Genomic DNA, 10,626 nt, shown 5'->3' with positions numbered 1-10,626 from the left:
TGAGTCAGCCTGCCGTCTACTTTGACTCATATTTCGAGTCAGTTTGCCGTCTACTTTGACTCATTTTCGCTTGGCGAGCCGGGCTGCCAGCCCGTCTACATGCGGTCGTGGTTGACCGGGCGATAGAAGAGCTCCCGGATGAGGGCGCGGCGCTCGGCGGCGTCCGCGAGGCCGCGCGCCTGGCCGAGGGCCCACATCGTCTTGGCAACGAGCGCCTCGGAAGTCATGTCGTCACCCTTGAGGATGCCGGGGTGCTCGGAGTAGGCACGGCCCACCTCGTAGACGCCCAGGTCAAGGCCCTCCTCCGGAACCTGCGTGGTCACCACGAGCGTGCGCCCGGAGTCCACCCAGGCAAAGAGCGCGTCGCGCAGGGTGTCCGGAATGCCACCGATGCCAAAGGTCTCCAGGATGATGGCGTCGTAGCTGGGGGCAAGCAGCGAGAAGGTCTTGGGCGAGATGCCGGGCGTGAGCTTGAGAACGAAGACACGCTCGTCGAGGTCGTGGTAGATGACGGGCTGGTCCGGGGGCGTGGCCTGCGGGCCGGCCGGGGTTGAGGGCGCAGGGACTTCTCCCGTCGGGGCCTCTGGGGTCACGGGCGCCGGGGCTGCCTTCGCCGGGGTCGCCGCCGGGGCGGTTGAGGCCGCCTGCGCCGGCGTCTCGGCCGGGACGGTTGCCGGAGCCGCCACCGGCGCCGCGGGGGCCGTGCGGATGATGCGGTCGCGCCTGATGAGCGCCAGCTCGGGATAGTTGACGCTCGTGAAGGCGTTGAAGCTCATCGTGCGCTGCTTGCGGGCGCGCGTGCCTGCCACCACCTTTCCGCCAAAGACCACGGAGACGTCGCGCGAGGCGGGGTCGGCCGCGTAGATCACGCTCTGGAAGAGGTTGAGGCGCGCGTCCGTGAAGGGGCTGGCCATGGGCTGCTGGGAGCCGGTGAGCACGATGGGCCGCGGGCTCTCCTGGATGAGGTAGGAGAGGGCCGCCGCCGTGTAGGCCATCGTGTCGGTGCCGTGCAGCACCACGAAGCCGTCGTAGTCCTCGTAGCGCGCGAGGATGGCGTCACCGATGCGCTGCCAGTCCGCCGGGCCCATGTTGGTGCTGTCGATGTTCATGGGCTGGACGATGTCGATGTCTGCGAGCTCGGCCACCTGCGGCACGTACCCCGCGAGCTGCTCGCCCGTGAGCTGCGGCGCGAGGCCCTCGCCCGTCTCGGCGCTTGCGATGGTGCCGCCGGTGGCAACCATGAGGATGCGGGGCTTGGCCAATGGAGTGTCCTTCCGTGTGGCGGGTTGTGGGTGCTTGAGGCTTGCGCGTGGGTTGATGGTGCGTGAGCAGACACTGGCGCGTGGGTGAGCGGGTCCCGGCCGGCGTGCGAGCCGGCCGAGGGGCCGCCTGCGAGTGCGGTTCTCGGCGTCAGCCCTCGAGTCAGGTTCGGAGCTCGGAGACCATGCGTGCGAGCTCCGAGCGCGTGTGCTGGTCCTCGAAGGGCTCGGCAATGCCAAAGGGTGCCTTGAGCAGCGAGAAGATGTAACCCTGCTCGAGCATGATGCGGCGGCTCTCCGGGTAGGCGAGCTCAAAGGCAAAGCAGGCAAAGCTAACGAGAAAGTCCACCGGCTCGGAGCGGTCGTCCCGGCGCATGCAGCGGCGCTCGTCAAAGGCCCGGGTGGCCTCGGCCGAGAGCCCGCTTGCGAGTAGCGTAGCGGCGTCGCATCCCAGGATGGTCTCGGGCGCGTCGGTCTCGACGGTGCGGAGGATGTCGATCTTGTCGGCGTCGCGCAGGAGCTCGGCAAAGGCGCGAGTGCGCTCGTCGAGCTCGGCGGGCACGCGATAGTCGCTGTGGCAGGCGATGGCCGCGCGAAGGAGCTCGTCCTCGCTTGCGTCACCAACGAAGTCGCGGATGCGGGGTGTTGCGGGCGAGCCGGGCTCGGGATCGATGGGCGTGCCGAGCCGCTCGCGCGGGCCCCAGAGCACCTCGCAGCCAAGAAGGGCGTGGCTGGTGGAGGCAGCGTCGCGGAAGGTATTCCAGCGCCGAACCTGCTCGAAGCGGCCGATGTCATGGAGCAGGCCGCAGAGCCATGCAAGGTCGACGTCTTCCGGCGAGAGGCCGGAGGCGCGTGCGATGCGCTCCGCGATGGCGGCAACGCGATAGGTGTGGGCAATCTTGAGTGCTATCAGCGGATTCTTGGGGTTGTAAGGAGCCACATAGGTGGCAAACGCCTCCCGTGCCCTCTCATGATCAATGCGCATGGCACCTCCATTGACGCCCACCAGCTCCCACAGGATATGCCATTGGGGACAGACCCTTTTGCAAGTTTCCTGAAAGACGCGCCTTGGGCGCTCCGCTACGCTTAAGGCCGCGCCGCCGGCGCAGTCGCGCGCCCGTTCTGCCGACCGGTATGGCCGCCCCCCGCGGCTCCGCCCTGGTGCCCGTGCACTCTAACTGCTCGTCCGCTCCGTCGAAAGCGAGGCCCCCATGCTCGCGTCTATCCTAAGGCCCGTCCGTCTCGCCCAAGGCTGGGGCCTGGTGCGAACGGTACGCGACGAGGAGGGCGCGCCCGTTCGCGTGCTGCAGGTGGGTGGGGTCTACCAAAGCGCCACGTACCTGGACGAGCGGCGCATGGAACCGGCCTTCTCGTACTATCGGGCCTTTGACTATGCCTTTTCTGTCCGCCCCGTCACAAAGTACCTGCTCATGGTGGGTGGTGGCGGCTACGCGTGGCCCAAGCACGTGCTCGCGACGCAGCCAGGGGACGTTGTGATGGACGTGGTGGAGCTCGACCCCGCTGTAACCCGAGTGGCCCGGCGCTGGTTCTTTTTGAACGAGGCGATGTCCGCTCACCCCGGGCGTCTCAGGCTCATCGAGGACGACGGCCGCTCCTACCTCGATGGCAGGGCCCTGCGGGTTGCGTCCGACGCGTGCGCCGAGCCCCATGCGCCCGGCGAGCCTGGCGCATCCAGCGTGCCCGCCTTGCCCGATTCGCCCCCACGGGACGCCCTGCTCTACGACGCCATAGTCCTCGACGCCTTCGTTGGCTGCGAGCCGGTCCGCTCGCTCGCGACCGTCGAGGCCGCCCGTTCGGCGCGGGGCTGCCTCGTGCCCGACGGCCTTTTGCTTGCCAATGTCGTCTCGGCGGATGGCGGCGCGAACGTGAGCTTCCTGCGCGACGTTGTGGCAACGTGGCGGGAGGCGTTTGCCCACGTCTATGTGGTGCTGTGCGAGGAGGAGCCCCTCGCCGTGGAGGACAACTACCTTGTCATCGCCACGAATGGGAGCTGGCCGGTTGCCGATTCCATTCCCTATGAGGACGAGTTCCCGGGCGAGGTGTTCCGCGACGAGGCGTAGCCGGCGAACGGGGCGGCCGGGAGACGAAGCGTGGTCGGCGAACGGGTCGGGCGGCGGTCGGTGGCGCCTGGGAGGCGGCCGCGCCTGACGGGCACTCGCGGCCGGCGGGCAATCGCGCCCCGCCCGGCATCTCGGCCGCGCGCCACGTCGGCTGCGCCCGCCGGCGCCCAGCCCACCGCCGCCCAGCCCGCCGCCCACGCCCTACTCAATCGCGGACGGCTCCACCGGCGGCAATCCCGTCGTACCCGGCAGCTCGGGCGCACCCGCAAGCTCCTGCCACTCAAGCGCCCGCGCGCGCAGTCCCGCCACGTCCAGCACGCCCTCGGCAAAGCCCTTGCGCACCAGTTCGCGCGGCACAAACTCGTCGTACTTCTCAAATACCGGTAGCTCGTCTGGGTACAGAAGCTCGATGGGGTCAAAGCCCGCCATGGCCTCGCGGCAGACGGTGGCAAAGAACTCGCGCGGCCCCGCCGCCATCCGGAACTGGATGAAGTAGGGGCGCGAGGAGTCCAGCCCCTTGATGCCCAGCTGCTTGGCGCACTTGATCTTGAGCAGGCGCTCCAGCGCCAGGAAGGCGTAGCTTCCCAGCCAGGGAAAGAGGCACCAGGTGTCCTCGCCAAGGTTCACGAGCGGGCTCACGTCCATGCGCGCTCCCGTTGCCGCGCGCCGGGCCAGGGCGAGCCTGCCGGTGGCGTTGCGCATGAGGTAGGGGTAGCCGCAGCGCTCTTCGAGCACGCGGCGCATGCGCTCGAGGACGTGAGTGTGGACGTCTCCCGGGCACTCGCCAAAGTAGGCGGGCACCCGCCCTTTCACCTGCGTGGCGTAGACGAGGTGGCGCTTATGGTCAACCTCCTCCACGATCCACGTGGCGCCGGCGATGGCGACCTTCTCCCCGGGAGGCGGCGGCTGCACGATGGTGCCCAGCTCGGCCGAGTCGCTCCGCACGGTGTATTCCTCGTTCTCCTGGAAGACGGCGTAGAACTTGAACGAGTTGCAGACGCGCTCGCCGGCGAGCCCCACGATGAGCCCGCCGGTCTCAGTCTGTTCGATGTGCCCGATCTCGATGAGATGGCGCAGCAGCGCGCGATAGTCGTCCGCAGACACTCGGTGAAAGACCGTGAGGTTGAGCACGCGCCGCGCCAACTCGGCGGGCCTGAGCTCGCCCTCGCTGGCGAGGGTGGCCACGGTCTGGTGGTAGAGCAGACTGTAGGGGAGGCGGTCCAGGCGCGGCGGCTCCACCCAGCGCTCCTCGCGGTAGAGCTGGACGAGGGCGATGCCCTGGAGCAGCTTCCAGGGGATTGTCTCGGGGAGCAGGGCCCTGGCCTCCGGCTGCTCCTCGCGCATGACGAACCACATCTCGGGCGGCTGGCTCCTGCGGCCGGTACGGCCCATACGCTGCAGAAAGGCGCTCACGGTAAAGGGGGCGTCCAGCTGGAAGGCGCGCTCGAGGCGGCCGATGTCGATGCCCAGCTCAAGCGTGGCCGTGGTGACGGTGGTGAGCTGGCGGCTCTCGTCGCGCATGGCGTCCTCGGCGCTCTCGCGGATGGAGCTCGAGAGGTTGCCGTGGTGGATGAGGAAGCGGTCCGGCTCGTGGCGCACCTCGCAGTAGCGGCGGAGTTCTGTGCAGACGGCCTCCGCGTCCTCGCGTGAGTTGGCGAAGACGAGGCACTTCTTGCCGCGCGTGTGCTCGAAGACGTAGCCGAGTCCCGGGTCTGCCTCGCGGGGCGCCGTGTCCGTGGCGTCGGCGAGCGGGGGCAGGGGCGCGTCCTCGCCCGGGTCGTGGACCTCGTCGGGCTCGAGCGCGTCAGCGCCCGGGGTCGCCTGGGCAGAATCCGCGGCGCCTGCCGTAATGCCGCTCGCCGACGCGGCACTCGCTGCGGCGCGCGAATGCCCGCCGTCCGCTTCCGCCGCGCCCGACTCGCCCTGCGATTTCTCTCGCTCCTCCTGCGCCCGTCGAAACGCGTCAGCCTCGCGAAGCGATCGGAGCGCGGCCTCAACGTCGGTGCCCGCCTGCGGTCCCGTCATGTAGAAGTGCTCCATCGAGAGTCGCCACGTGCGGGGCGGCTCCTCCACGCGCGGCACCACCCAGCCCCTGCCCGTTCCCGCAGACAGGTAGGCGCCCACGGCGTCCGGGTCGCCGATGGTGGCGGACAGTCCGATGCGGCGCGGGTTCACGCCGGCCATGCGGCCCAGGCGCTCGATGAGGCAGAGGGTTTGGCCACCGCGGTCTCCCCGCAGCAGCGAATGAACCTCGTCGATGACAACAAACCGCAGGTCACAGAAGAGGCGGGAGATGGCGGAGTGCTTGTGGAGCAGCAGCGCCTCGAGCGACTCCGGCGTTATCTGCAGGATGCCGCCGGGGTGCTTGAGCATCTTGGCCTTGTGGGAGGCCGACACGTCGCCGTGCCAGTGCCAGACTGGAATCTCGGCCTCCTCGCAGAGGTCGTTGAGGCGCAGGAACTGGTCGTTGATGAGGGCCTTGAGCGGGCCGATGTAGATGGCGCCGATGCTCGCGGGCGGGTCCTCGTCAAACAGCGAGAGGATGGGGAAGAAGGCCGCCTCCGTCTTGCCCGAGGCGGTGGAGGCGGTGAGTAGCACGTTGTCGTCCGTATCGAAGATGGCCTCGGCGGCCGCCACCTGGATGCCGCGGAGGTTCTCCCAGTCGTGGCTGTAGATGAAGTCCTGCACGAACGGTGCATACCTATCAAAGACGCCCATATTCCTCCCCTGTGCCGCGCCCCCGGCGGCAGCGCCTGCCCTGCCGACCACGTGTGGTCCGGTGCCACACATATCCCGGCGGCTGCGTGTGATCCGGCGCCGCACGCGTCCCTGCGGCTACGTGTGCCTGAAGCATATCGCGTGTTTGGGACGCGCTGGGGTGGAGCGTAGGCGCTTGCGCGTCGAGCGGCTCTGGTGCGGTGCCGGCACGGGCACTGGGGCGCGGGGCGGCCCTGGCGGGCTCCGACGCAGGCGCCGGGGCGCGAGGCATCCCGGGCGGCCCTGGCGCGGCTCCGGCACCCCGCCTGGGGTAAACATCTTCACGCCTTCGTTTTGGGGCCTCGCCCCAGTTTTTGACGGCGAGGCTCCCACATGGTTGCAGGACCCGCGCGCGGGGGCCGTCGCTGCCGGAATCGAATACAACGGGCGTATCGCCGGCAGGATCCTCGCAGGCGGGGGCTGTCGGGCTTCCGCTTTCTTGCGGGCGTGTGTGCAGACGGGCGGCAGGCCCCGCTCATGTCGCAATCGCCCGCGGCACGCCTTTCCCTTGTATATTTTTTTCGAGTGTGAAGTGGGTTTGCGGGGTCGGCCGAGTATCGGGTCAAAAGCGCGATGCGTTTACCTGCGGCTTTGGAAAGTACCTATTTCGGGGGCCTGCCAAAGTCGCTACACAGTCGTAAAAATTGAACAAAGGACACCTGAGACATCCCGCTCCAGGCCGGCCGCCTGCCCCTCGTGGCGCGCGGCGACGCGCTCGATGTTCTCCTCATCAGCGCCACCTGGGTTCAGCGTCGAGCTGTTGCCATCGCTACAATGTGGCGCACAGGCACGTGTACTGCACCGGCTTTGCATTGCGAGGCCGGTGGTTTGTCGTGCTCATGAGGCGCGCGCCAGCCGCGTGCGCTACCCGCGTGCGCGGCGTCGCATGCGCCACCCGAGAAAGGCCGTCTCCCATGCTCATCAACCGCGTCTCCCGACAGCTGCTGCTTGCGCCTGAGCTCGAGCCCGCCTTGCGCGAGCTTCGCGTCGGCAAGGACACCACGCTCGCGGTCTCCCAAAGCGCACGGCCCCTCGTCCTCGCGAGCGTTTGGGCCTCGGACCCCAGGCCCTGCCTGTTCGTGGTCTCCGGCGAGGAGGCGGCGGACCGCGCCGCCAAGGCCCTCGAGGCCTGGCTTGGCATGGACGTGGTCTGCCGCTATCCCGAGCGCCCGGACATGCCCTGGAAGTCAGACGCGCCGGATGACGCCATCGTGGGCGCGCGCTGCGAGGCCATTGGTCGGCTGGCCGCAGGCGAGTCCTGCGTGGTGGTCGCGAGTGCCCGCTCGCTGCTGCGCCGCGTGCCGCCCGCGGGGTCGGGCTATTGGCAGAGCTCGACCTTTGCCGTGGGCGACGAAGTCCCCTTCGAGGACGTGGGCCCGCTGCTCGTGGGTCTGGGCTATGCAGACCTGGGCGAGCTCGACGGCCCCGGTACCTTCCACATCCACGGAGACGCGGTGGACATCTATCCCGCGCAGGCCTCCAGCCCGGTGCGCGTTGAGTTCTTTGGCGACGAGGTGGACCGCGTGCGCCGCATGGTGGCCGCCACCGGTCAGACCATCGGCGACCTGCGCTCCGTGACCGTGCGCCCCTGCCGCGAGCTCGCTCTCACGGACGAGACGGTGACCCACGCGCGCAAGGCCCTCTGGACGCCTGCGCAGAACGACACCAAGCTCGCCGCCGACCTCGAGCTCATTGCGGCACGTAGCCCCGAGCCCTCGCTCGACAAGTACCTGCCGGCGCTCTACGGCAAGACGGCCAGCCCGCTCGAGCACATTGGCGCGGACACCCTCATGTGCTTCGCCGAGCCGCGCGCCCTCTTTGACGACTGCGCCCGCGCCTTCGACGACCTTACGCAGCTCGCCCGCAACGCCGGCGAGACCACCGACGGCCTTTTCACCGCCCCGCGTGACATGGACTTTGGCCGCCAGCAGCGCCTCTCCTTCGCGAGCATGCTGCGCGCCGGCACGCAGGTCACCGCGGAGCTGCCCGTGCGCCAGCCCGGCATCGCTGGCTCCGACGTGCGCATGCTGGGCCGCGTGCGCCAGATGCTCAACGACCACATGACGGTGCTCTTTGCCGTGCCGGACCGTCAGGCGCGCGAGCAGCTGGAGCTCAACTTTGGCGACGAGTCCGTGCCGTTCGAGGAGGCCCTCGCGAGCGCGGCCGAGAACCGCGTGCCGCTCGCGGACCCCATGGCCAACAGCTCCGCCGAGCCGCTCGCACGCGGTCGCGTCACGTTCACGGACGCCCCCGTGCCTGCCGGCGTCATCGTGCCTGGCGCGCACCTGGCCGTGCTCTCCGTGGGCGACCTTACCGTGCGCATGGCCAAGCACCGCCGCGCGCGCCGCGTTGACCCCACGTCCATCACCTTCCCGTTCAAGCCCGGTGACTACGTGGTCCACGCTACGCACGGCATCGCGCTGTTCGCGGACATCGTGCGCCAGGAGGTGGGCGGCAAGGAGCGCGACTACTTCCTGCTGGAGTACGCCGGCGGCGACAAGCTCTTCGTGCCGCTCGAGCAGGTGGACCGCATCACGCGCTACGTGGGCCCGGACGGCTCGAGCCCGCGCCTCACACGCCTCAACACCGCAGACTGGAGTCGTGCCACGGGCAAGGCGCGCAAGAATGCCAAGCGTTTGGCCTTTGACCTCGTGGACCTCTACACCCGCCGCGCGAGCGTACCGGGCCATGCCTTTCCGCCCGACACCTCCGAGCAAGCAGACATGGAGGCGGAGTTCCCGTACCCGCTCACCCCAGACCAGGCCAGTGCCATCGCCGACATTAAGGCGGACATGGAGACAGCCAAGCCCATGGACCGCCTGCTCTGCGGCGACGTGGGCTTTGGCAAGACCGAGGTGGCCCTGCGCGCCGCGTTCAAGTGCGTGACTGAGGGCCGGCAGGTCATGGTGCTCTGCCCCACCACGATTCTGGCGCAGCAGCACTTCGAGACCTTCTTCAACCGCTTTGCCCCGTTCGACTTCGAGGTGGACGTCCTCAGCCGCTTCCGCACGTCCAAGCAGCAGAAGCAGGCGCTCGCGGGCTTTGCCGACGGCCGCGTCTCCGTGCTCGTGGGCACGCACCGCCTGCTCTCGGCCGACGTGAACCCGCATGACCTGGGCCTCGTCATCGTGGACGAGGAGCAGCGCTTCGGCGTGCAGCACAAGGAGCAGCTCAAGAACATGCGCGAGCAGGTAGACGTGCTGACCCTCTCGGCCACGCCCATCCCGCGCACCATGCAGATGGCCATGAGCGGCGTGCGCGACATGTCGATGATCATGACCCCGCCGCCGGGGCGCCTGCCCGTCAAGGTGACGGTGGGCGAGTACGACCCGGACCTCGTGAGCGCCGCCATCCGCAACGAGCTCGCGCGCAAGGGTCAGGTCTACTACGTCTCCAACCGCGTGAAGACCATCGAGGAGGCCGAGGCCCGCGTGCACGAGGCGGCACCCGAGGCCCGTGTGGGCGTGGCGCACGGCAAGATGAGCGCCAAGCAGGTCGAGGACATGATGATGAAGTTCCAGCGCGGTGAGATAGACGTACTGGTGGCCACCACCATCATCGAGAGCGGCATCGACAACCCGCACACCAACACGCTCATCATCGAGGACGCCCAGCGCCTGGGCCTGGCGCAGCTCTACCAGCTCAAGGGACGCGTGGGCCGTGGCCGCGTGCAGGCCTTCGCCTACTTCATGTTCCCGGGCGAGCAGCCGCTCACGCCCGAAGCCACCGAGCGTCTCACGGCCATCAACGAGTACCAGGATCTGGGAAGCGGCATGCGCGTGGCCATGCGCGACCTCGAGATTCGCGGCGCGGGCTCTCTCATGGGCGCCGAGCAGCACGGCAACCTCTCCAGCGTGGGATTCGACCTCTTCACGCAGATGCTGGGCGAGGCCGTGGCCGAGGCGCGCGGCGAGGTGGGCGAGGAGCTTGCGGCGAGCGAGGTCACCATCAACCTGCCGGCAGACTTCTACCTGGCCGAGGAGTACCTGCCCGACGTGGACCGTCGCGTGCTTGCCTACCGCAAGCTTGCCGGCGCCGTGGACCTGTCCGAGATCGACGCGCTCGAGCGCGAGTGCGAGGAACGCTATGGCTCCATGCCACGGGCGGCCAAGAACCTCTTCGACCGCGCGCGGATTCGCGTGCGCGCACAGCGCCTGGGCGTCCAAAGCGTGTCGCTCACGAGCGGGCGCATCATCTTCCAGGGGCTCAAGTGCGGCAGAGACCTCACACTCAAGCTCAAGGAGCGCGGCGGGCTCGTGTATCCCAAGACGGAGAAGGTGGCCTACCCCTTCCGCAGCGGCAAGGACGACCTGGTCATGGCTGCTCTCGCCGTCCTGGAGGAGGCCGGCGGCGACGACGAGCCGGAGGAGTAGCCGCCCGGCGCGGCGGCCCGGGCGCGCGCCCCGCAGCCCGTGAGTCACTTCTGACTCACGGGCTGCCGTCTACTTTGACTCATTTTCCCAACAAACGGCGGTGGCGCGAGTCAGGTCCGCTTCAGGCTTGCCGTCTACTTCGGCTCATTTTCCTGA

Annotated in this window: 5 protein-coding genes; 2 read left to right on the top strand and 3 right to left on the bottom strand. The window is 68.8% G+C overall.

Going from position 1 to position 10,626, the window contains the following annotated elements; all coding sequences use genetic code 11:
- Positions 1-95: 95 nt before the first annotated feature.
- Positions 96-1,241: an asparaginase gene (locus EFAMC2_RS00780; RefSeq protein ID WP_154026252.1), complete on the bottom strand. Its 1,146-nt coding sequence runs from the start codon at positions 1,239-1,241 to the stop codon at positions 96-98.
- A 181-nt stretch (positions 1,242-1,422) separates the two neighbouring features.
- Entirely contained in the window at positions 1,423-2,244 is an 822-nt protein-coding gene (locus EFAMC2_RS00775; RefSeq protein ID WP_154026045.1) for an HD domain-containing protein, read from the bottom strand.
- A 226-nt stretch (positions 2,245-2,470) separates the two neighbouring features.
- Here EFAMC2_RS00775 and EFAMC2_RS00770 point away from each other — a divergent pair, with 226 nt between their 5' ends.
- Positions 2,471-3,340: a spermidine synthase gene (locus EFAMC2_RS00770; protein WP_154026043.1), complete on the top strand. Its 870-nt coding sequence runs from the start codon at positions 2,471-2,473 to the stop codon at positions 3,338-3,340.
- A 201-nt stretch (positions 3,341-3,541) separates the two neighbouring features.
- On the opposite strand, the gene EFAMC2_RS00765 is transcribed toward EFAMC2_RS00770, so the two are convergent.
- Positions 3,542-6,058, bottom strand: a complete 2,517-nt coding sequence (locus EFAMC2_RS00765; protein WP_154026041.1) for a DEAD/DEAH box helicase — start codon at positions 6,056-6,058, stop codon at positions 3,542-3,544.
- Between the two features lie 953 nt (positions 6,059-7,011).
- Here EFAMC2_RS00765 and mfd point away from each other — a divergent pair.
- Positions 7,012-10,470, top strand: coding sequence for a transcription-repair coupling factor (mfd, locus tag EFAMC2_RS00760; protein WP_154026039.1), 3,459 nt, complete (start codon positions 7,012-7,014; stop codon positions 10,468-10,470).
- Positions 10,471-10,626 lie beyond the last annotated feature (156 nt).

The sequence above is a fragment of the Olsenella uli genome (genome assembly GCF_901212655.1).
Lineage (GTDB): Bacteria > Actinomycetota > Coriobacteriia > Coriobacteriales > Atopobiaceae > Parolsenella > Parolsenella uli_A.
The sequence above is the reverse complement of the archived record's forward strand: the minus strand, read 5'-3'. Positions and strand labels throughout refer to the sequence as shown.

Excerpts from the sequence above, each read along its gene's own strand:
- EFAMC2_RS00780 (WP_154026252.1), bottom strand. The coding sequence starts at position 1,241 with ATGGTTGCCACCGGCGGCACCATCGCAAGCGCCGAGACGGGCGAGGGC.
- EFAMC2_RS00775 (WP_154026045.1), bottom strand. The coding sequence starts at position 2,244 with ATGCGCATTGATCATGAGAGGGCACGGGAGGCGTTTGCCACCTATGTG.
- EFAMC2_RS00770 (WP_154026043.1), top strand. The coding sequence starts at position 2,471 with ATGCTCGCGTCTATCCTAAGGCCCGTCCGTCTCGCCCAAGGCTGGGGC.
- EFAMC2_RS00765 (WP_154026041.1), bottom strand. The coding sequence starts at position 6,058 with ATGGGCGTCTTTGATAGGTATGCACCGTTCGTGCAGGACTTCATCTAC.
- mfd (WP_154026039.1), top strand. The coding sequence starts at position 7,012 with ATGCTCATCAACCGCGTCTCCCGACAGCTGCTGCTTGCGCCTGAGCTC.